The organism is Streptomyces sp. NPDC001843 (assembly GCF_042891955.1).
Lineage (GTDB): Bacteria > Actinomycetota > Actinomycetes > Streptomycetales > Streptomycetaceae > Streptomyces.
Genome location: NZ_JBIATQ010000005.1, coordinates 315,993 through 336,489, shown reverse-complemented (window position 1 = coordinate 336,489; position 20,497 = coordinate 315,993). Strand labels below are relative to the sequence as shown.

Sequence of the window (20,497 nt, the reverse complement as noted above, 5' to 3'; positions counted from 1 at the left end):
TCCTCGCAGTCCTTGGGTTCAGGGCGTGGAGAGTTCGAACCGCGTGACGCGGACCGAACCACCGAGCGCCTGGGTGGCGTGGTTGAAGAGGGCGAACCGGTAGCCCATGAAGAACCGCCAGTCGTTGCCCATGGAGAAGTCGGGTCCGAGGCGGGTGAAGGTGGTGCCGTCGGTGCTGTAGGAGAAGGTCCCCGGGCGTGCCGCGCCGGGACGGATGTCCGCGCTCGCGCGCAGCCAGATACGGCTGCCCGGGACTGCCGCGCCCGCGAGCTCCCGACCGGTGCCGGTGGTGTTCCAGCTGCCGTCCATGGCCAGCCCGCCGACCATCACGACGCGCGTTGCTCCGCCATCGCGTTTGAGGCCGATCCAGGCCGAGGAGTCACGCAGCAGCGCGAGTCCGGCCCGGTCGCCGTCACGCATCGCGGAGTGGTCGAGCTGGACCGTGGCGGTGGAGGTGGGGCCCTGGATGCGGTGCGTGAGGGTGTTACGGGCCCAGTACAGGTCGTCGGTGACCGTCGCGGTCCGCAGGGTGAGACCGTTGTCGACCGACCACTTGCTGTTGTCCGGGTTGTGGTTCCACTCCCACCTCGGCTTGAGGGAGGTGCCGTCGAAGGTGTCGACACCGGTCATGGGGGTGACCTGGCGGGGCGGCGGCGGCACGGCGGGACTGGGATAGGAGGTGCCCCATGCGCCGTTCACCGACTGGACGACGGGCCAGCCGTCCCGGGTCCAGGTGACGGGTGCCAGCGCGGGCACCCGGCCGCCGGGGTAGGCGTCGACGAATGCCAGGTAGTACCAGGCGCCGTTCTGCGTCTGCACCAGACCGCCCTGGTGCGGGACGCCACCGCCGGGGATCGGCCCGCGCAGGTCGAGGAGCACCTGCCGCATCGTGTACGGACCGAAGGGGCCGCCCGAGGATTTCAGGATGTACTGCCCGTTCGCGGGGCGGGTCAGGAAGATGTAGTACTGCCCATTGATCTTGTAGAAGCGGGAGCCTTCCAGGGTGCCGACGCTCGACGGGGCCGTGAACACCTGCTGCGTGCGGACCTGGGTGCGGCCGTCGGGGGAGAGCTGGGCCACGCTGATCGTGGTGTTGCCGTACGCCACGTACAGGGTGTCGTCGCTGTCGACCAGAAGTCCCGCGTCGTAGTAGGGCGTACTGATCGTCGTCAGCCGGTTCCACGGGCCCTCGACGGCCGTCGCCGTGTAGATGTACGTCCGGGCGAAGTCGATCTGGCCCAGCCAGTAGAACGTCCTGTTGCTCGGACGATAGGCCAGCGATGACGCCCAGATCCCTCTGACATAGCCACGGGCCCCGTTCAGGTCGTACTTGGCGCCGAAGTCCAGGACCGGCACCGAGTGGCCGGCGATCTCCCAGTGCACCAGGTCGTACGAGCGCAGGACGGGCGCGCCCGGCGAGTAGTGCATGGTCGAAGCCGAGGCGTAGTAGGTGTCTCCGACGCGGATGACGTCGATGTCCGCGAAGTCCTGCCAGATCACCGGGTTCGTGTACTCCCCGGCGGCGGGCGCCGCCCCTGGGGCGGGAGCGGCTGCGGCGCGGAAGGCGCCCGCCAGTGGGAGAACCGCGCCGGTGGCGAAGCCGGTGGCAGCCGCCAGCGCGCGACGACGCGATAAATAGTGATGAGGCCATGACATATGCATGTACGGCGTACTCCTTGCGGCTCGGGCCTTTGCGGTGGGTGTGATCCGGAGGTGCCCTGCTGTGCGAGTGGAGCGGCCTGGCTTGTTCGCAGTTACGAACAACAGTCGAGGTGTCGAGCAACCTGGATGATTAGGGAACCAGTGAACCGCGTCAATACCTCTCGCATGATTCGCGAACGACGTCGAAACATTCGCCCATCTGGACGGCACTTTGGTGCGGAAAGTCGGTCCGGTTTCGTGGATGGTGTTGACATCGGCGGGTGTCGCTCTACCATCCCTGCCAGCCCGACTTTCCGAATGATGTCCGAACTTTCGAACCCTCTACAGGTGATCGTCTCGTGGGGTTTCCGGCGACAGCGGCCGTCCGTGACTCACATGCCGTGCGACGCACCGAGGCCGGTCAACGCGCCGACCGGATCGAGATCGGGCGTGCCGCGCGGCCACCAGTCGTTCCGGCCCGGTTCGGATTCGTACGCGTACCACAACCCGTCCCGACCGAAACGGAGTTGGACGTCTCCCCGCGGATGGGTGAGGTGGTTGCGCCAGGGGCGGAAGGCCGGGAGGTCGGCGGCGAGCAGGAGCGGGCGGGCCCGGTCGAAGCGGCCCGCCGGCGGGTCCCAGGGCTCCTCGAGGACGGTGAGTCCGTCCAGCCCGCCCTGCCGCCAGGCGGCGACCGCGCGTGCCAGGTCGGCCGGGGTGCGGCCGGTGGCGGCGGCCAGTGCGGAGTACAGCGTGCGGGTGGCGGCGGTCAGCCCGGAGCCTGGGCGGGCGGCCGCCTGGCGCACCGCGTCCTGCCAGAGGGTCAGTTCACCGACCGGGTCACGGCCGGTGGTCAGCAGGGCGTGGGCGCGGGCGGCGGCGTCGGTCGCCAGCTGGTCCAGCGCGAACGGGTCGGGGCCGCCCGGCGCCGCCGGATACACCGGGGGCTGCTGCGGATGCGGCGGCACGGGCAACGGCGGGGGCAGCGGGGGGAGTTCGCGTGGCGTGAGGACCTCGGTGGCGCGGACGCCCGGGAGGGACTCCGGCTGCCGTTCCCGGGCGGCGCGGGCCGCTCGGGTGGCGCTGCGGCGGGACAGCGCGTCGAGCAGGTCGCGTTCGCCCCGGCCGCGCAGCAGGAGCAGCACGAAGGGGTCGGCGTCGAGCAGCCGGGCCGTCTGGTAGCACAGCGCCGCCGCGTGCTTGCAGGGGTGGCCGGAGTCGGGGCAGCTGCAATAGGGGGCCAGGTCGCCGGGGCCGGGCAGCAGGGGGACACCGCAGTCGGCGAGGGAGTGCGGCAGCTCCTTGTCGAGCAGGGCGGCGATGTGGCCCGGACGGTCGGCGGCCGCGTCCAGGAACCGCTCCCAGTCGGCCTCCTCCAGCGTGCGCAGCCGGACCTGCACGCGGTAGGGCCGCGGGCGGCTGCCGCGTACGTACGCCAGGACGAGGCCCGGCGTCACGGTGATCGCGTCCACGTGCCCCTGCTCGGCGTAACCGCGTCCCCGCGCCAGCCGCTTGATGTCGAGCGCGCCCTCTTCCAACGCGTCGGCCCACGCGTTGCCCCACCAGGTCTCGGCGAACCGGCCGTCCTGCGGCGAGCGGGGCGGGAAGGCGGGGAAGGTCCGGCGCAGGTCGTGGTCGCGGTGCGGGGTGGCCATGGTGTGGGGGACGGGCGGCGGGGGCGGCGCGGGAGACTCCGGCGGGGTGGGGGCAGGTGGGCGCTGGGGCGTGCCGCCCTGGGGCGTGGGGGTGTCCGAGTGCGCCGGGGTGTCCGGGGTCGGTGCGCGGTCCGGCAGGCCGGCCGGTGGGGCGGGCGCGGCCGTTCCGGCCGCCGGGTCGCCGGTGTCGGCCGTCTCACCGGGTCCGTCCGGCTCGTCCGACATCGTCGGCATCCGGAAGGCGGTCGCGAGGAACTCCCGCATGTCACGGGCCCTCTCGCTCCGCTCGGCGGGCGAGAGCGCGGGCCGGCGGGCCGGGGCCGCGGCCGCTCGGGGCGAGCGCCGCGGGGACGAAGAGTCCGCCTCGGGTGTCCCGGTGTCCGCCGCGGACTCCCGCGCGGCCCGGCGAGCGGCTCGCAAGGCGTCCCGGGCGACGTCCCCGGGGCGTCCGCCCTGTCCCGCCGCACCGCGTCCGCCCGGAGCGGTGAGAGGGGCAGTGCGCTCGCCGGTCTCCGGCACCGCGTCCTCCGGCGGGCCGGGGAAGTCCCCGCGCGGCGTCGATCCGGCGCCCTCCAGTTCCGCGCCACGCCGGGCGGCGACGGCGGAGCGCAGCGCCGCCCGTGCGGCGTCTGAGGGCCTCGGCGTCAGCCGCTCGTCCGCGGTTTCCCCAGAGCGGATCGCGCCCTCGGGCGCCTGCGAGCCTTCCGGGACCGTGACCTCGGGTACCTGTCCCGCCACCCGGCAGGCATCCCCAGGAGCCGACGGCTCCACCCGGACCTCGCGCTGGGACCGCTCGGCTTCCGACCGGACCCCCGCCTCCGGCCGGACCGCGCCCCCGGGCGCCTCGGGTGCCGCCGGGGCCCCGGGCGGGCTGTCGGGTGTCTCCGGCTGTGCGGTGGGGGCACATTCGCCGGGCGCGGCTCCGCCGCGCCGCTCACGTGCCTCCCGCAGGGCCCGGCGTGCGGCGTCGGCCGGGCGGACCGTCCCGCCCGTCATGACGGCCTCCTCAGGGACACCAGGTCGGACAGTTCACGGTCGGTCAGTTCGGTCAGGGCCGCCTCCCCGGAGCCCAGGATCGCGTCGGCGAGGGCCCGCTTGGCCTGGAGCATCTCGGCGACGCGGTCCTCGACCGTGCCCTCGGTGACCAGGCGGTGGACCTGGACGGGCTGGGTCTGGCCGATGCGGTAGGCGCGGTCGGTGGCCTGCTCCTCGACGGCCGGGTTCCACCAGCGGTCGAAGTGGATGACGTGGCCCGCGCGGGTGAGGTTCAGGCCGGTCCCCGCGGCCTTGAGGGAGAGGACGAGGATCGGCGTCTCACCGCTCTGGAAGCGGTCCACCATGCGTTCCCGCTCGGGGACCGGTGTGCCGCCGTGCAGGAGGTCGACCGGGATCGCGCGGGCGGCGAGGTGGGCGGTGATCAGGCGGGCCATGCCCACGTACTGCGTGAAGACCAGCGCCGAGCCGTCCTCGGCGAGCAGGGTGTCCAGCAGTTCGTCCAGCAGTGCCAGTTTGCCGGAACGCCTGGACAGCCCCTCGGGGTGTGCCTCCTCCTTCAGGTAGAGCGCGGGGTGGTCGCAGATCTGCTTCAGGGCGCCCAGCAGTTTCAGCACCAGGCCCCGGCGCGCGATCCCGCCCGCGGTCTCGATGGCCAGCATGGACTCCCGCACCACCGCCTCGTACAGCGCGGCCTGTTCGCGGGTGAGCGGGACCGGGTGGTCGGTCTCCGTCTTGGGCGGCAGCTCCGGGACGATCCCCGGGTCGGACTTCTTGCGGCGCAGCAGGAAGGGGCGGACGAGCCGGGCGAGACGGGCGACGGCCTCCTCGTCCTCGCCGTTCTCCACCGCGCGTGCGTGCCGGGCCCGGAAGGCCTTGAGGGGGCCGAGGAGGCCGGGGGTGGTCCAGTCGAGCAGGGCCCAGAGTTCGGAGAGGTTGTTCTCCACCGGGGTGCCGGTCAGTGCCACGCGCGCGGGAGACGGGATGGTGCGCAGCGCCTTGGCGGTCGCCGAGTACGGGTTCTTGACGTGCTGGGCCTCGTCCGCGACGACCATGCCCCACGTCTGTTCGGCCAGGCTCGGTGCCGTGGAGCGCATGGTGCCGTACGTGGTGAGGACGAACCCCCCGTCGAGTGCGTCGAGGCCGTCCAGGGTGCGGTCCGGGCCGTGGAAGCGGCGGACGGGGACGCCGGGCGCGAACCGGGCGATCTCGCGCTGCCAGTTGCCCAGCAGGGAGGCGGGGCAGATCACGAGGGTGGGTTCGGTGCGGGCCCGTTTCAGGTGGAGGGCGATCACCGTGATGGTCTTGCCCAGGCCCATGTCGTCGGCGAGGCAGCCGCCGAGCCCTAGGGAGGTCATCAGCTCGAGCCAGGCGAGGCCGCGGAGCTGGTAGTCGCGGAGCGTGGCGTCGAGGCCCGCGGGCGGCGCGGCGGGCCGGATCCCGGCCGTGAGGCGGTCGCGCAGGGCGGCGAGCGCGCCGACGGGCACGGCCTGGACGGTCTCGCCGTCGACCTCGGCGCTGCCGGTGAGCGCCACGGACAGGGCGTCCACCGGGTCGAGCAGGCCCAGTTCACGCTTGCGGGCGCGGCGGACCAGGGCGGGGTCGACGAGCACCCAGCGGTCGCGCAGCCGGACGACCGGGCGGTGTGCCTCCGCCAGTGCGTCCATCTCGCCCTCGGTCAGCGGGTCGCCGCCCAGCGCCAGCTGCCAGCGGAACTGCAGCAGTTCCTCGCTCTCGAAGAACCCGGTTCCGTCGGTCGCCGAGCCCGGCGCCGGACGGACCACGGCGGCGGCGCTCAGGTCCTGCGCGAGGTCCCTGGGCCAGTGCACGGCGACCCCGGCCGCGGCGAGCCTGGTCGCCGCCACGCCGAGCAGTTCGCCGAGCTCGTCCTCGGACAGGGCGAGCACGTCGGGCACCTCCCGCTCGGCGAGCCGGTCCAGCGGCGGCCAGACCCGGGCGGCGCGGCGGACCGCGAGAGCCGCGTCCACGCGCGCGCGTGGCCCGAACGCGCTGTCGGCCTCCCCCGCCCACAGGGCCGTCGCGTCGGCCACCAGCGTGGGGTCGGCGAGGCTGTGCACCTGGACGATCGCCGCGCCCGCGCCTCGCGCACCCGTGTCGTCGGCGTCGCCGTCGAAGAGGTCGTACGCCGACAGGTCCAGACGCAGTGAGATCCGCACGCCCGCGTCCATGCCGGCGGCGACCTCGGCGGCCCAGTCGTGGGCGTCGGGCAGCGACTGGGGTTCGCGGGCGGCGAAGGGTCTGCCGGAGGTGTGGGGCGCGGCCGGGGTGCGGGGCAGGGTGTCCGCGACCGCGTCCAGGAAGGAGCGCATCAGCGCCTCCGGCTCGGGCAGCCGCAGCGGGCCCGGACCGGGCAGTGGCACGGCGTGGCCCTCGGCGGGCAGGGCGGCGGCCACGGTGCGCAGGTGGGCGATGTCGCCGGGTTCCAGGGGGCCGGCGCGCCAGGCGTCGTGCCCGGCGGGGGTCAGCCCGGGCAGCAGACGGCCGCGGGCGGCCAGCCCCAGGGCGTGCAGGGCGGCGGCTCCCCAGCAGGCGGTGGCCGGGTGGGCGGCCGGGTCGTGGCGGGCCCGCACCAGCAGCGGAAGAGCCTTGTCGAGCGGCAGGGACAGGGCGGGCACCTGCCTGCGGCGCACGGCCGAGCCGTGCCGTCGTACGACCGTCAGCTCGTCGCGTCGGACATCCGCCCTCTCCCCGGACTCCGTGGGCTGCGAGGACTCCGTGGCCGGGGGATGGTCGTCGCCCGGGTCCCAGAAGGCGATCCGGCCCTCGCGCGGGAGGGGCGCGGGCAGATAGACGGCCGCGAGCCGCAGCGGGACGCACTCCCCGGTCCCGGCGCGCCCGGCAACCGCAACCGTGCCGCTCATACGTTCTGCCACCTCTCGCCGCCGCGTCGGATCCGTCGTCTTCGACTGTACGGGCGGGGTCTGACAACCGGCCCCGGCGGCGGGTCGGTGCCGCTCGTCAGGGGACGGTGCGGGAGACGACGTACACCATCGGCAGGTTCGGATCGGAAAGGTTCACGACCACGTCCTGGGTGGGTGCCGGGTTCTTCTGCTTGTGGGTGAGGCCCCACCAGGGGCCGGGGCCGGTGAAGGTCCAGCCGGTGATCTTCCGGTCGCGGGCGCCGATGCTGACGTCGCCCTTCTTCAGGTCGTCCCGGCTGACCTGCATGCCCTCCAGGAAGCTGTCCAGGCCGGCGCTGTTGGTGCGGAACTGCACGTAGAGACGGCTGGTCTTCCAGTTGTTCGTCTCGTAGTAGGCGATCCGGTCGGCCGGGTGCGGGACGGGCACCCGGTAGAGGCGGCGCTGCACCTTCGACGGCCAGCCCGCGGTGAGGCCGGTCGCCGAGTACTTCTTCTCCTTGTCCTTGCCGCTGTCCCGGCTCTGGTTGGCGGAGATCACCAGGTAACCGGCCGGGACGCCGATGAGCAGGACGATGATCAGCAGGGTGAGTGCCCTGCGCCTGACCCGGTGGCGCGGGTCCTCGGGCGGGCGGCGCGGCTCGTCCGGGGGCGCGGCCTGGCGGGGCAGCGACGCGGTCATGCGGTGTCCCGGGTGCCGCGGGCCTGGGCGTACCGCTCGTAGCGTTCGTACCGCTCCACCCGGCGCCGCTTGGCGCGCCGGAAGCGCCGGGCGACCAGGCGGGCCAGGTCGGCGGCGCCCACCATGCCGGCTTCCGGGCCGAGCTGGGCGCGGGTGATGCGGGCCTCGGGCCGGTAGCCGCGACCGGTGAGATGGCGCTTGAAGGCGTCCCGGGCCGGGCCGATCAGCAGGTCGTCGGCGGCGCTGACACCGCCGCCGATCACGAAGCAGGACGGGTCGAGGGCGGCGGCCAGGTTGGCGATGCCCACGCCGAGCCACTGTCCGATGTCCTGCAGCAGCTCGATGCACATCGCGTCGCCCTCACGGGCCAGCTCGGTGATCATCGGGCCGGTGATGTCGCCGATGTTCCCCTTGACGTGCTCGATGATCCCGTACGCCACCGGGGAGTCTGCGGCGGCCAGCTCGCGCGCCTCGCGGACCAGCGCGTTGCCGGAGCTGTACTGCTCCCAGCAGCCGCGGTTGCCGCACGGGCAGCGGTGGCCGGAGGGTACGACCTGCATGTGACCGAACTCACCGGCGACGCCGTACTTGCCGCGCTTGACCTGACCGTCCTCCAGGATCGCGCCGCCGATGCCGGTGCCCAGCGTGATCATGACCAGGTGGTCCTCGCCGCGGCCGGCGCCGAAGCGCCACTCGGCCCAGGCGGCGGTGTTGGCGTCGTTGTCCACGAGGACCGGCACCGAGAGCCGTCCCGACAGGCGGTCGCGGAGGGGCTCGTTGCGCCACGACAGGTGGGGGGCGAACAGGACGCGGTTGCGGTCGGCGTCGACCCAGCCGGCGGCGCCGATGCCGACCGCGTGCACGTCGTGCCGGTCGGACAGGTCCAGGACCAGTTCGGCGATGGTGTCCTCGACGACCTTCGGGCTCTTGGACTTGTCCGGGGTCTCCGTGCGGACCTTCTCCAGGATGTTGCCGTCGGCGTCCACGACGCCCGCCATGACCTTGGTGCCACCGATGTCGATGCCGACCGTGGGCACTCGGGGCGCGGTCAGGAGGGACCGGCGTTCCCGCGTACCGGCCGTGCGCAGGACGGTGGCTCGGCGGGAGCCGATGGGGGCGGTGAGGTCGCGGTAGGTGCTCATCGCCGCCGATTCTGCCTCACGCGCGCGTGCCGTGCCGTACTGGGGAGCGGTGGGGCGGCCCGGCCGTTTCCGGCGCACGGGTGCCTGCGGCCGGGCGCGCCCGGCAGCAGGAGCGGCGCCCGCCCCGAGTGCGGCCGTCCGGGCCGTGAGCGCCACGGACCCCGGGGGCCGCGTGGTCACATTGTCCGGACATCGGGACCGGTCCGGCCGCCGGGACGTCAAGGTCGCACGAGCAGCTGGAACTCGAAGGAGTAGCGCGTGGGACGGTAGGTGTGGTCGCCGAACTCGACCGCGCGGCCGGTGTCGTCGAAGGTGGTGCGCCGCATCGTGAGCAGCGGGGCGCCCTCCGTCTCGGCCAGCCGCTCGGCCTCCTCGGCCGTGGCACCCCGGGCGCCGATGGACTGCCGAGCGCTGTGCAGGGTGATCCCGGCGGACCGCATCAGACGGTACAGGCCGGTCGCCTCCAGCTGCGCGGTGTCCAGGTCGAGCAGGCCGGGCGGCAGGTGGTTGACCAGGTACGCCATGGGCTCCCCGTGCGCCAGGCGCAGCCGCTCGACGCGGTGCACATCGCTGCCCTCGACGACCCCGAGCGCCGCCGCGACCTCGGCGGACGCCGGGACGACGGTGTTGACCAGCACCTTGGTCGCGGGGCGCTGCCCGGCCGCCTCCAGGTCGTCGTAGAGGCTGCTGAGCTCGAGCGGGCGCTTGACCTGGCTGTGCACGACCTGTGTGCCGACACCGCGGCGGCGGACGAGGAGCCCCTTGTCGACGAGGGACTGGATGGCCTGGCGGACGGTGGGCCGGGACAGGCCGAGCCGTGCGGCGAGCTCGATCTCGTTGCCGAGCAGGCTGCCCGGGGTGAGTGCTCCGTGCTCGATCGCGGCCTCCAGCTGCTGGGACAGCTGGAAGTACAAGGGCACCGGCGAACTCCGGTCCACACTGAGGTCGAGCGACACGGTGGGGTCCACATCTGGTTTCGGCACGGGCAGAGCGTAGCCCCGTGGATGGTTGACGGGAAGTCGTGTAGTCCGGTTGTCCGGACATGCGCATTGACAGCGTACGGTGTCGCCCCTCACTTTGTTTTCATGCGCATCGGGGTCATCGGTACGGGCCGCATAGGCACCATCCACGCGAAGACGCTCAGCCGCCATCGCGAGGTCGGCTCCCTGATCCTCACGGACGCTGAGCCGGCACGGGCCCAGGAGCTCGCGCACCGCCTCGGCGAGACGGCCGCGCCCGGGATGGACGAGATCTTCAGGTGGGGCGTGGACGCCGTGGTGATCACGACGGCGACCTCGGCACACGCCGAACTGATCGGTCGGGCAGCGCGGTCGGGGCTGCCGGTCTTCTGCGAGAAGCCGATCGCGCTCGACCTGCCGGGCACTCTGCAGGCGCTGGCCGAGGTCGAGGCGGCCGGCACGGTCCTGCAGATGGGTTTCCAGCGGCGGTTCGACACGGGCTACGCCGGCGCCCGCGAGGCGGTCCGCTCGGGGCGGCTCGGGCGGCTGCACACCGTACGGGCACTGACCTCCGACCAGTCCCCGCCCCCCGCCGACTGGCTGCCGCTGTCCGGCGGGCTGTACAGGGACACGCTGATCCACGACTTCGACGCGCTGCGCTGGGTGACCGGGCGGGAGGTCGTCGACGTGTACGCGACCGGGTCCGACCGGGGTCCCGCGATGTTCCGGGAGGCCGGGGACGTCGACACGGGTGCCGCCCTGCTCACGCTCGACGACGGCGTACTCGCCACGGTGACGGCGACGCGGCTGAACGGCGCCGGCTACGACGTCCGCATGGAGCTGGCCGGGGAACTCGACCAGATCGTCGTCGGCCTGGACGACCGTACGCCGATCGCCTCCACCGAGCCGACCGGGCCGCCGGCCGCGGACAAGCCGTGGACCGGCTTCCTGGAGCGTTTCGGCCCCGCGTACGAGGCCGAGCTGTGCGCCTTCGTCGACGTCGTCCGCGGCGAGCGCGCCAACCCCTGCGACGGCCGCGAGGCCCTGCAGGCGCTGCGGGTGGCCGAGGCGTGCGAACTGTCCCGCCGGGAGCACCGGCCGGTGCGGCTGGCGGAGATACCGGGCGTGCGGGAGCCGGTGACGTGGTGACACGCCGGTGCGGCTCCGCTACCAGCGCACCGGCAGACTCCGGACCCCGCGCATCAGGGGGCCCGGCAGCCAGTGGCCGGGTGAGCCGTCCAGCGCCAGGCCGGGGGCGCGCTCCAGCAGGGCACCGATCGCCGTGCGGGCCTCCAGGCGGGCCAGGGGCGCGCCCAGGCAGTAGTGGATGCCGTGCCCGAAGGCGAGGTGGCCGCGGGCGTTGCGGCGGATGTCGAAGCGGTCCGGGTCGGGGAAGCGGGCCGCGTCCCGGTCGGCCGCGGTGAGGCAGATCATCACCGGCTCCCCCTGCCCGACGCGGGTGCCGCCGATCTCCAGGGGTTCGGCGGCGTACCTGAAGGTCGCGTTCTCCACCGGCCCCTCGTAGCGCAGGATCTCCTCGACGGCACCGTCGAGGAGGGTCATGTCGGCGCGCAGCGCGGCGAGCTGGCCGGGGTGGGTGAGCAGGGCCAGAACGCCGTTGGTGATGAGGTTGACGGTGGTCTCGTGGCCGGCGATCAGCAGGACGAAGGCCATGCCGCGCAGTTCCTGCGGGGACAGCCGGTCGCCGTCCTCCGCCGTCGTACGGATCAGCTCGCTCAGCAGGTCGCCGTCCGGTCCGGTGCACCGCTTGTCCTCGATCAGTTCGGTGAGGTACTCGGCGAGCCGGGCGAAGGCGTCGCGCTCGCTCTCCGCGCTGGTGGGGGCGACGGCTTCGGTCGACAGCTTCCGGAACTCCGCGCGGTCCATATGGGGGACGCCGAGCAGTTCGCAGATCACGGTGATCGGCAGCGGGTAGGCGAGGCAGTCCACGAGGTCGGCCCGGCCGCGCGGCAGCATCGCGTCGAGCAGTTCGCCCGTGATCTCCGCGATTCTCGCCCGCAGTTCCGCCACCCGGCGTGCGGTGAACGCGCGGGTGACGAGCGCGCGCAGGCGCGTGTGCTGCGGCGGGTCGGTGGCCAGCAGGTACTTGCCGACGAGTTCCTCGTCGAGGAACGTCATCCCGATCCTGCTGCCGTCCTTGGACAGCCGCGGGTCGGCCAGCGCCGAACGTGCCTCCTCGTGCCCCACGACGAGCCAGGTCTCGTAGTCCTCGTCGGGCGGCGGTAACCGCACGCGGTGCACCGGGCCCAGCTCCCGCAGCCGCGCGTACACCGGATGCGGGTCGTCGCGGAACCCGTCCCCGAACTCCGCCAGTTCGATCACCGTGGTCATGGCCTCCCCTTCCGGACTGCTCCCTCGAGACCTCCCGGTACCCGGATAACGCCCGGCGGGCGCGATTGGTGCCTGAGTGCCGGGGCGGGGTGGCGGTCACATGTGCGGGGCCAGCCGGAGGAGCACGGCCGTGTCGGGGCGCGGGAGGCTGACGGCGAGTTCTCCCTCGGCCGCGTTCCACTCCGTTTCCGCGTCGGCTGTCCCCGGGTGGAGCACGGCCGGGCGCAGGGGAACGCCGCGCAGGTGGGGGATGGTGAGCGTGCGGTGTCCGGCGCCGGGCCCCCTTCGCCACACCGTGAGGAGGGTGGACTCACTCCCCCGCAGTCCGTGCGCGATCCAGGCGTCCTCCCAGGCCGGCAGGCCGAGCGGCCAGAAGGGGCGGGCGCCCGGGATGTCCGGCCGGATCTCCTTGTACACGCGGATCGCCGCGCGTACGAGGTCCAGCTGGTCGTCGTTCATGCGGTCGAGGAAGCCGGAGAGATGGATCCGGCCCAGCAGGGCCCCGGTGAGGGTGAAGGCGATCCGGTCGGGGGTGTCGTCGGGCTGGGGGTATGCCCACACGGCCGCCTGCTCGGGCGTCACGGCGGTGGCGGCCGCGGCGGCGATGGGCGGGTAGCGCAGGGGGTCCTGCTGGTCGCTGGTGGACTGGAGCTGGGCCACGGCCAGTTGCGCGTAGTCCATGCGCAGCCCGCCGGAACCGCAGTTCTCCAGGACCAGGCCGGGGTGCCGGTCCAGTAGGGCGGACATCCAGTCGAGGTGGGCACGGTGGTGTCCGAGCAGTCCGGCGCCGGGGCTTTCGAGACCGCTCTCCGTACCAGGGCCGATGTTGATGTTGTAGTCGAGTTTGAGGTAGCCGACGCCCCATTCGCCCACCAGCCGGTCGACGACCGCGTCGAGGTGGGCGCGTGCCGCGGGGTGGCGCAGGTCCAGGTGGTGCCGGCCGTGTTCGGTGACGCGGATGCCGCCGCGCCGGAAGAACGCCTCGGACGGCAGGGTGCGCGCCAGCGGACTGCGGACGCCGACGACTTCGGGCTCGAGCCACAGTCCGGGGGTCATGCCGTGTCGCCCGATGGCGTCCAGGACCTCCTGGATGCCGCCGGGGAAACGGCCCGGGGCGGGCTCCCAGGCGCCCACGGCGTCCCACCAGCCCTGGGCGTCGTCGTCGTACCAGCCCGCGTCGACGACGAAGACCTCGGCGCCGGCGGCTGCCGCCGCCTCGATGAGCGGCATCAGCTTCTCGGTGGTCGGGTCACCCATGAGGGTGTTCATGTAGTCGTTGTAGATCACCGGGAGCGTCCGCTGGTCGGGGTGCTCGCGGCGGATCCGCCTGCGGTAGCCGGTGAGTTCACCGAAGGCGGCGTCGAGGCCGCCCTCCTCGGTCCGGACGAGGACCGCGGGGACCGTGTGGAACTCCTCGCCGGGTGCGAGGGTGTGGTGCCACTGGTGATGGGCGTCGTCGGGACCGAACAGGGCGAGGTAGGCCGCGCCTTCACGTTCGCCGGTCTCGAACCGCCACCCCGCGCTGGACTCGATCTGCCAGAGCCAGGCGCCGCCGTCCCGATCGGTCAGCGCGCCGACGGGCAGGTGGCGGCCGGTCGACCAGCTGCCCTGCGAGGAGCGCTCGAAACAGCCGCGCCCCTCGTGCCCGTGGGCGGACCTGTTCAGCGGGACGACCTGGTCGCGGAAGGCGGCCCGGCGCCAGCGGCATTCGGCGAGCCACTCGTTGTCCGCCCAGTGGAGTGTCAGGCCGTCGAGGCCGCCGTCCTCGTCGGAGATGCCGCCGAGGGTCAGGGTGGTCACGCTCTCCAGCCGCAGCGGTACGCCGCCCTCGTTGGCCAGGCGCACCCGTGAGCGCAGGAAGCCGGTCCCGGGGCGGACCTCGAGGACGACATCGGCGACCAGACCGGTCAGGGCGTCCGCCAGCCGGATCGTCGTCCGTTCCATGCCCCCGTCCTGGACGGTCGTATGGTCCCGGTAGGTGAGGCGGTCGCCGATCGCGGTCTCGATGAAGCGCTCGCCCGACCACAGGCGGCCGTGGCCGGTGGCGGTCGCTTCGACGAGCGGGACCAGCCCGGCCCAGTCCTGCTCGGGCCTGCCCAGCCTGACCGAGCCGGTCCCGTCCACGACGGCGTGCAGCTCGAGCTCCGGATGCGACCAGACGTGGGATCTCTCGACTGTTCCGACGGCAGCGGTCAAGGCTTTCGCCCCTTCTGGGATGGTTCGGTTCCGTGGCGGTGCCACCAGTGCGCCGCCGGGGCTCTAGGGGAGTTCGTAGGAGCCGTACTCGGGACGCCCGGCGAAGTCGTACGACTGGACGGAGACGCCCGCTGCCGTCACGCGCCCACCGGTGTGCCGGAAGGCGGTGGGCACGGCGCCCTCCGGGAAGAGGCGGCGGCCGGCGCCCAGGACGACGGGGAAGGTGAGCAGATGGATCGTGTCGACCAGGTCGAGGCCGAGCAGGGACTGGACGAGGGCGCCGCTGCCGTGGACCTGCAGCTGGCCCTCGGTGCTCTGCTTGAGGTCGGTGACCTCCTCGGCGAGGTCACCGGTGAGCGTGGTGGTCCGGGACCAGCCGGAGGTGTCGAGGTCCGTGGCGGAGACGACGTACTTCGGCAGGCCGTTCAGCCGGCCCGCGATCGGGTCGTGCGGGTCGGTCACCTTCGGCCAGTAGGAGGCGAAGATGTCGTAGGTGCGGCGGCCGAGGAGGAACGCGCCCGCCCGGTCGAAGACCTCGGTCATGAACCGGCCGAAGTCCTCGTCCCCGTACGGAACGCTCCAGCCGCCCTGCTCGAAGCCGCCGCTGGGATCCTCCTGGGGGCCGCCGGGCGCCTGGTAGACGCCGTCGAGGGTGACGAACGTGGTGACGACGAGCTTGCCCATGTCGGGTGCCTTCTTCCTGGGGTCGGGTCAGCTGTCATCACTTCAGACCGCACCGGGGCCCGCAACTCATCACTGCGCTGTCCGGGTCTCACCCCGCGTTCGTCGAGAACAGTCCTCCGGTCGGCCCCTGCTTGTCGCCGCCCTGCGCCTTCTTCAGGGCGTTGGCGAGGCCCTCGATGGTCAGGGACTGCAGGATGACCCGGCCGCTGCCCTCCAGGGTGGCCAGGGACAGGCCCTCGCCGCCGAAGACGGCGTTCATGATCCCCTGGCGGTTCAGGCCGCCTACCCGCTGGACGCCGTACCGGATGCCCTCCTCGAAGGCGACGACACAGCCGGTGTCGACCTCGATGCGGCCGCCGAAGTCGGCCGGGTCGAGGTCGATGAAGTTGCCCGCGCCGGCGATGATCACCGTTCCGTACCCGGTGAACTTCTCCAGGACGAAGCCCTCGCCGCCGCTCATCCCGGTCCGTCCGCCCTGGAAGGCGATGCCGAAGTCGACGGTGGACTCGGCGGCGACGAAGGCGTCCTTCTCCGCGAACCACGCGCGCGTCCCGTCGAGTTCCAGGGCACGCATCTCGCCGGGCAGCACGCCCGCGAAGCCGACGGTGCCCTCTCCCCCCTGGGCGGTGAAGTACTGGAACGCCAGCGACTCGCCGGCCAGCATGCGCTGGCCGACCTGCATCGCGGTGCCCATGGCCTGGCGCAGCATGCCGCCCATCCCGCCGCTCCCGCCGCCCTGGGACCGGCCGCCGTTGTCCGACGGTCCGCTCAGGCGGGTCTCCATGGTCACGTTGGCCGTCTTGAACAGGAACTTCCCGGCCTCGCAGTACACGGTCTGGCCGGGGCTGAGATTGACGACCGCCATCTGCATGGCGTTGCCGACGATTTCTTGCTGAAGGGTCACGACGGGAGAACGCGAGAGGTGGAGGGAAGAGTTCCGGCCACGCGAGATCGGTGTCCGATCACCGCCAGCGGTTTCCCGGCGGGGCCGCTGGGATGGACCCATGACATCCACGACCACGCAGCACGAAACCCTGAACGGCAAGGTGGCCCTGGTGACCGGCGGCAGCCGGGGCATCGGTGCGGCCACGGCCCTGCGGCTCGCCCGTCAGGGCGCGGACGTCGCCGTGACGTACGTGAACGGCAAGGAGGCGGCGGCCGACGTCGTACGGGCCGTCGAGGCGCTGGGGCGCCGGGCGGTGGCCCTGCGCGCGGACTCGGCGGACGCTCAGGAGGCGGCGGACGCCGTGGAGCGCACGGCACGGGAGCTGGGCGGGCCGGACATCCTGGTGAACAACGCGGGCATCGGCGTGCTCGGCCCGCTGGACGGCCTGCCGCTCGCCGACGTGGACCGGGTGCTGGCCGTCAACGTGCGCGGGGTGTTCCTGACCTCCCAGGCGGCCGCCGCGCGTATGACGGCCGGGGGCCGGATCATCACGATCGGGACGTGCATGTCGCAGCGGGTGCCGGGGCCCGGCGGGACGCTGTACGCGATGAGCAAGTCGGCGCTGATCGGGCTGACCAAGGCACTGGCACGGGAGCTGGGGCCGCGCGGGATCACGGCGAACATCGTTCATCCGGGGCCGATCGACACCGACATGAACCCGGCGGACGGGCCGTACGCGGCGGACCAGGCGGCGATGACGGCGCTGGGCCGGTTCGGGCGGGCGGAGGAGGTGGCGGCCACCGTCACGCACCTGTCCGGAGCCGCCTACGTCACGGGTGCCGAGTTCTCCGTGGACGGGGGGCACGCGGCCTGAGCCGGGGCCCCTGGGGGCTGAGGTTTCCTGGTCCGGCGTTCAACCGCCCAGTTCCCGGTGGAGCGCCGCCAGCTCCGTCGCCCCCTTCTCCGTCAGTGAGCCGAACAGCCTCAGCCGGGAGATCCCCCCGTCCGGGTATATGTCCACGCGCGCGTGCGTGCCGACCGCGGGGGTCGGGAGGACGAAGCGGTGGTTGGTGTCGGGCTGGAGGCGGGTTCGGGGCAGGGCTTGGTGCCACTCGCCGTGCTCGCCGTCCTTGAGGGAGACGGATGCCCAGCCCGCGCTGTTGCCCTTCAGATACGCCGTGTCGATCTCGACGGCGCGGATCCGCGCCTGGGCGGTCAGTCGGTAGCGGATCCAGTCGTTGCCGCGGTCGCGGCGGCGGCGGGTCTCCCAGCCGTCGTCCATCTTGTGGGAGCGGCCCGGCCGGATGGTGTTGCCGGCCGGGGAGTAGAAGAGGTCGGAGGCGTCCTCGACCCGGCCGCCGTTCTCCAGGGCGACCACGTCGAAGGTGCCGAGGACGTGCAGCCACTTCGGGTCCGGGACGACCTCGCCGTACACGCGCAGTCGGGCGATGCCGCCGTCGGGGTGCTGGTTGATCCGCAGATGCGTGACCCGCTGCTCCACGGACACGGGGAAACCGTTCGCCGCGTGGCCGCCCACCGGGGTGCGCGGGACGAGCGTCGTCCACTTCACGTCCGCGGACAGCAGGTGCTCCGGGGACGGGGAGCCGGGCACCGAGGTGCCCTCGATCGACACCGCCTGCGGGTAGTTGCCCCGGAAGTGGGCCGTGTCGACGACGATGCCGCGGACCACGCCGGGCGCGCCCAGGCGGACCAGCGCCCAGTCGTGGTCCTCGGCGGTGGGCCAGGGCTGCTCGGCCGAGACACCGCGGCGGCGGCGGGTCTCCCAGCCGTCCATGATCTTGCCCTTGTGCCCGAAGCGTTCGGGGTCGAACTCGGCCCGCCCGGGCAGCAGCAGGTTCTCCCGCTGGGCGAAGAACTCGTCGTTGGTGGCGATGACACCCGCGCCGAGCCGCCGGTCGGCGAGATCGGCGTGGTGGGTGAACGGGAAGTCGGCGGTGCGGTAGTCCGCGTACGGGTCACCGCCCCGGTAGGGGTCCGCGTCGCCGGTGAAGGTGGCAGTCGCCGTCACGTTGATCAGGGTTCCTTTCGGTGCCGGCCGCCGGTGCGGGCGGGGATCAGCGGGGACGGGTCAGCAGTCGGCCCTTCGGCTCCGTGAACTCGCCGTCGTGGAAGATGCGTTCGCCGCGCAGCCAGGTGGACTTCACCACGCCGTGCAACGTCCGGCCCGTGTACGCCGTGACGCGGTTGCGGTGCTGCAGGGCCGCGGGGTCCACGGTGAACGTCTCGTCGGGGGCGAGGACGGCGAAGTCGGCGTCGCGGCCGGCTGCGATGGCCCCCTTCCGGTCGAGGCCCACGAGGGCCGCCGTGCGGGTCGACGTCCAGTGGACGACGTCCTCCAGGCCGTGACCGCGCCCGCGCGCCCCGGTCCACACGGCCGCCAGGCTGAGCTGGAGGCCGGAGATGCCGCCCCAGGCGGTGGCGAAGTCGCCGGTCTTCAGGTCGGCGGTCGACGGCGAGTGGTCGGTCACCACGCAGTCGACGGTGCCGTCGGCCAGCGCCTGCCACAGCAGGTCCTGGTTGGCGGCCTCACGGATGGGCGGACAGCACTTGAACTCGCTCGCGCCGTCGGGGACCTCCTCGGCGGTCAGGGTGAGGTAGTGCGGGCAGGTCTCGGCCGTGACGCGGACGCCGTCGGCCTTGGCGGCGGCGATCAGCGGCAGTGCGTCGCCGGAGGACAGGTGCAGCACGTGCACGCGCGCGTCCAGGCGCCGGGCCTGGCCGATCAGGCTCGCGATGGCAGTGTCCTCGGCGTGGCGCGGCCGGGAGGCGAGGAAGTCGGCGTACCGGGGGCCGCCCCGCTGCGGGGCGGCGTCCAGGTGGCGCGGGTCCTCGGCGTGCACGACGAGCAGCCCGCCGAATCCGGCGATCTCGGCCAGCGACCGGGCGAGCCCGTCCTGGTCCAGGTGGGGGAACTCGTCGACGCCGGACGGGGACAGGAAGGCCTTGAAACCGAGGACGCCGGCTTCGTGCAGCGGGCGCAGGTCCTTGACGTTGTCGGGCAGGGCGCCGCCCCAGAAGCCGACGTCGACGTGTGCCTTGCCGGCGGCGGCCCGCTGCTTCGTGCGGAGGTGGTCGACCGTGGTGGTCGGCGGGAGGGAGTTGAGCGGCATGTCGACGAGGGTGGTGATGCCGCCGGCCGCCGCCGCGCGCGTGGCGGTCCAGAAGCCCTCCCACTCGGCGCGGCCGGGATCGTTGACGTGCACGTGGGTGTCGACCAGCCCGGGGAGCAGGACGTCGTCGCCGAAGTCCTCCAGGGCGGCGCCCTCGGGCAGGGGTTCGTCGTGGGGCAGGACGGCCGTGATCGTGCCCCGGGCGACCGCGACCGAGGCCGCGCGCGTCCCCTCCGGGGTGACCACGCGTGTCGAGCGCAGCACCAGTTCGGCCTCGGACACCCGGACCCCTCTCCGTCGCCGACGACTCCCGGAAATCGGGATGTACACCCACGTAAAGGTCTTCAACGTTCTGTTGAAGGAGTCTTCACTCCCGTTCCACCTCAGTCAAGAGGCACACTGCTGCCCGGCGCCACCGGCCAGGTCGGTCTGGACTGTTCCGCAACACGGAATTAATGTTCCGGAATACAGAATGCCGCCCGAAGCCGCCCGAAGGGAACAGTCCGTGCCGCCGTCCAGCGCCAGCAGCACCGGCTCCGCCAAGTCCGCGAGCGGCGGGGTTCAGTCCCTCGAGCGCGCCTTCGATCTGCTGGAGCGGATGGCGGACGCGGGCGGCGAGGTCGGGCTCAGTGAACTCTCGGCGAGCAGCGGGCTGCCGCTGCCCACCATCCACCGCCTCATGCGCACGCTCGTGGCCGGCGGGTACGTACGCCAGCAGGCGAACCGGCGCTACGCCCTGGGTCCGCGTCTGATCCGCCTGGGCGAGTCGGCCTCCCGGCTGCTCGGCACCTGGGCCCGCCCCCACCTCGCCCGTCTGGTCGAGGAGACCGGCGAAACGGCGAACGTGGCGCTGCTCGACGGGGACGAGATCGTGTACGTGGCACAGGTGCCGTCGAAGCACTCGATGCGCATGTTCACCGAGGTGGGACGGCGCGTCCTGCCGCACTCGACGGGCGTCGGGAAGGCCCTGCTCGCCGATGTCCCGGACGACGAGGTGCGCGCCCTGCTGGCCCGCACCGGCATGCCGGCCGCGACGGAGAAGACCATCACGACGCCGGAGGGCTTCCTGGCCGCCCTGGCGGACGTGCGCCGCCAGGGCTACGCGGTCGACGACAACGAGCAGGAGATGGGGGTCCGCTGCCTCGCGGTCGCCGTCCCCGGCTCCCCCACCGCCACCGCCGTCTCCATCTCCGGCCCGGCCGGCCGCGTCACCGAGGCGGCCACGGAGCGGATCGTGCCGGTGCTGCGGCAGGTCGCGGCGGAGCTCTCCCGGTCCCTGTCGTCCTGAGCGGGACCC

Annotated in this window: 15 protein-coding genes; 3 read left to right on the top strand and 12 right to left on the bottom strand. The window is 73.1% G+C overall.

Features of this window, described 5'->3' with window-relative positions; genetic code table 11:
* Positions 1 to 18: 18 nt before the first annotated feature.
* The 6 genes from ACFYZQ_RS15715 to ACFYZQ_RS15690 all read right to left on the bottom strand — a co-directional run bounded on the left by ACFYZQ_RS15715 (position 19) and on the right by ACFYZQ_RS15690 (position 9,948).
* The gene (locus tag ACFYZQ_RS15715) at positions 19 to 1,662 is read right to left on the bottom strand and encodes a glycoside hydrolase 43 family protein (protein WP_389147031.1); all 1,644 of its coding nucleotides are present in this window, start codon (positions 1,660 to 1,662) and stop codon (positions 19 to 21) included.
* Positions 1,663 to 2,033: 371 nt separating this feature from the next.
* Positions 2,034 to 4,292, bottom strand: a complete 2,259-nt coding sequence (locus tag ACFYZQ_RS15710) for an SWIM zinc finger family protein (protein ID WP_389147028.1) — start codon at positions 4,290 to 4,292, stop codon at positions 2,034 to 2,036.
* Complete coding sequence (locus ACFYZQ_RS15705) at positions 4,289 to 7,171, bottom strand: SNF2-related protein (RefSeq protein ID WP_389147025.1); 2,883 nt, start codon at positions 7,169 to 7,171, stop codon at positions 4,289 to 4,291. Before ACFYZQ_RS15705 ends, ACFYZQ_RS15710 begins: the two co-directional genes overlap by 4 nt.
* 97 nt (positions 7,172 to 7,268) lie before the next feature.
* Positions 7,269 to 7,850, bottom strand: a complete 582-nt coding sequence (locus ACFYZQ_RS15700) for a sugar kinase (RefSeq protein ID WP_389147022.1) — start codon at positions 7,848 to 7,850, stop codon at positions 7,269 to 7,271.
* Positions 7,847 to 8,992, bottom strand: a complete 1,146-nt coding sequence (locus ACFYZQ_RS15695) for an ROK family glucokinase (RefSeq protein ID WP_389147019.1) — start codon at positions 8,990 to 8,992, stop codon at positions 7,847 to 7,849. Before ACFYZQ_RS15695 ends, ACFYZQ_RS15700 begins: the two co-directional genes overlap by 4 nt.
* 218 nt (positions 8,993 to 9,210) lie before the next feature.
* Positions 9,211 to 9,948, bottom strand: a complete 738-nt coding sequence (locus ACFYZQ_RS15690; RefSeq protein ID WP_389147399.1) for a GntR family transcriptional regulator — start codon at positions 9,946 to 9,948, stop codon at positions 9,211 to 9,213.
* A 129-nt stretch (positions 9,949 to 10,077) separates the two neighbouring features.
* Here ACFYZQ_RS15690 and ACFYZQ_RS15685 point away from each other — a divergent pair, with 129 nt between their 5' ends.
* Positions 10,078 to 11,100, top strand: a complete 1,023-nt coding sequence (locus ACFYZQ_RS15685) for a Gfo/Idh/MocA family oxidoreductase (RefSeq protein ID WP_389147016.1) — start codon at positions 10,078 to 10,080, stop codon at positions 11,098 to 11,100.
* 18 nt (positions 11,101 to 11,118) lie between these two features.
* Here the strand turns inward: ACFYZQ_RS15685 and ACFYZQ_RS15680 are convergent, their stop codons facing one another.
* The 4 genes from ACFYZQ_RS15680 to ACFYZQ_RS15665 all read right to left on the bottom strand — a co-directional run bounded on the left by ACFYZQ_RS15680 (position 11,119) and on the right by ACFYZQ_RS15665 (position 16,087).
* Positions 11,119 to 12,303 (bottom strand): cytochrome P450, encoded by a 1,185-nt coding sequence (locus tag ACFYZQ_RS15680; RefSeq protein WP_389147013.1) that lies wholly within the window; start codon positions 12,301 to 12,303, stop codon positions 11,119 to 11,121.
* 96 nt (positions 12,304 to 12,399) lie between these two features.
* Complete coding sequence (locus ACFYZQ_RS15675; protein WP_389147010.1) at positions 12,400 to 14,499, bottom strand: alpha-galactosidase; 2,100 nt, start codon at positions 14,497 to 14,499, stop codon at positions 12,400 to 12,402.
* Positions 14,500 to 14,562: 63 nt separating this feature from the next.
* Entirely contained in the window at positions 14,563 to 15,183 is a 621-nt protein-coding gene (locus ACFYZQ_RS15670) for a dihydrofolate reductase family protein (protein WP_389147008.1), read from the bottom strand.
* An 88-nt stretch (positions 15,184 to 15,271) separates the two neighbouring features.
* Positions 15,272 to 16,087, bottom strand: coding sequence for an AIM24 family protein (locus ACFYZQ_RS15665; protein ID WP_389147005.1), 816 nt, complete (start codon positions 16,085 to 16,087; stop codon positions 15,272 to 15,274).
* A 100-nt stretch (positions 16,088 to 16,187) separates the two neighbouring features.
* On the opposite strand from ACFYZQ_RS15665, the gene ACFYZQ_RS15660 reads away from it, so the two are divergent.
* Positions 16,188 to 16,943, top strand: a complete 756-nt coding sequence (locus ACFYZQ_RS15660) for a 3-oxoacyl-ACP reductase family protein (protein ID WP_389147002.1) — start codon at positions 16,188 to 16,190, stop codon at positions 16,941 to 16,943.
* 39 nt (positions 16,944 to 16,982) lie between these two features.
* Here the strand turns inward: ACFYZQ_RS15660 and alc are convergent, their stop codons facing one another.
* Together alc and allB are read right to left on the bottom strand one after the other, a co-directional pair.
* On the bottom strand, positions 16,983 to 18,098 hold the full coding sequence (alc, locus tag ACFYZQ_RS15655) for an allantoicase (RefSeq protein ID WP_389146999.1): 1,116 nt from the start codon (positions 18,096 to 18,098) through the stop codon (positions 16,983 to 16,985).
* A gap of 46 nt (positions 18,099 to 18,144) precedes the next feature.
* Positions 18,145 to 19,482: an allantoinase AllB gene (gene allB / locus ACFYZQ_RS15650; RefSeq protein WP_389146996.1), complete on the bottom strand. Its 1,338-nt coding sequence runs from the start codon at positions 19,480 to 19,482 to the stop codon at positions 18,145 to 18,147.
* 223 nt (positions 19,483 to 19,705) lie between these two features.
* Between allB and ACFYZQ_RS15645 the strand changes: the two genes are divergently transcribed.
* The gene (locus tag ACFYZQ_RS15645; RefSeq protein WP_389146993.1) at positions 19,706 to 20,488 is read left to right on the top strand and encodes an IclR family transcriptional regulator; all 783 of its coding nucleotides are present in this window, start codon (positions 19,706 to 19,708) and stop codon (positions 20,486 to 20,488) included.
* The last annotated feature ends 9 nt before the right edge of the window (positions 20,489 to 20,497 follow it).

Coding starts and splice junctions, on each gene's coding strand:
- ACFYZQ_RS15680 (WP_389147013.1), bottom strand. CDS start 12,303: ATGACCACGGTGATCGAACTGGCGGAGTTCGGGGACGGGTTCCGCGAC.
- ACFYZQ_RS15685 (WP_389147016.1), top strand. CDS start 10,078: ATGCGCATCGGGGTCATCGGTACGGGCCGCATAGGCACCATCCACGCG.
- ACFYZQ_RS15715 (WP_389147031.1), bottom strand. CDS start 1,662: ATGCATATGTCATGGCCTCATCACTATTTATCGCGTCGTCGCGCGCTG.
- ACFYZQ_RS15670 (WP_389147008.1), bottom strand. CDS start 15,183: ATGGGCAAGCTCGTCGTCACCACGTTCGTCACCCTCGACGGCGTCTAC.
- ACFYZQ_RS15705 (WP_389147025.1), bottom strand. CDS start 7,171: ATGAGCGGCACGGTTGCGGTTGCCGGGCGCGCCGGGACCGGGGAGTGC.
- ACFYZQ_RS15695 (WP_389147019.1), bottom strand. CDS start 8,992: ATGAGCACCTACCGCGACCTCACCGCCCCCATCGGCTCCCGCCGAGCC.
- ACFYZQ_RS15660 (WP_389147002.1), top strand. CDS start 16,188: ATGACATCCACGACCACGCAGCACGAAACCCTGAACGGCAAGGTGGCC.
- ACFYZQ_RS15700 (WP_389147022.1), bottom strand. CDS start 7,850: ATGACCGCGTCGCTGCCCCGCCAGGCCGCGCCCCCGGACGAGCCGCGC.
- ACFYZQ_RS15710 (WP_389147028.1), bottom strand. CDS start 4,292: ATGACGGGCGGGACGGTCCGCCCGGCCGACGCCGCACGCCGGGCCCTG.